The 424-nt window shown below is 27.4% G+C and carries 1 protein-coding gene; it reads right to left on the reverse strand.

Annotated elements, in window-relative coordinates:
- A partial coding sequence (locus AYC60_RS07895) for a transposase (protein ID WP_197417016.1) occupies nt 1-424 on the reverse strand: 424 nt, incomplete at both ends.

Below are 424 nucleotides of genomic sequence, written 5' to 3' on the forward strand. Positions count from 1 at the left end.
CATCCATATCAAATCCATATATTTCATCTATTGTATCTGATATATCTTTATTTGACATTCCTCTTGCATACATAGACAATATTTTACTTTCTATATGACTTATATCTCTTTTTCTTTTTGGAAGTACTTCAGGAGTAAATGTTGAATTTCTATCTTGTGGTATACTAAGATCTATTTTACCTGCAGTAGAATTAATTGTTTTAGTCTTGTATCCATTTCTATAGTTATTTCTTTCTTCATTATGTTCATAATATGGAGTTTGAATATGATGCTCAAATTCTGCTTCTAGCATATTTTTAATTGTTGAACCAAGCATTTTCTTTAATGCATCTTCGATGTCTGTAATAGTTTTTAAATCTCCATTTTGAATTAAAAGTTTTGCAGCTTTATCGAAAGCTGTTTCTTCCATTTCTCTAATTCTTTT

This window comes from Streptobacillus felis (genome assembly GCF_001559775.1).
GTDB lineage: Bacteria > Fusobacteriota > Fusobacteriia > Fusobacteriales > Leptotrichiaceae > Streptobacillus > Streptobacillus felis.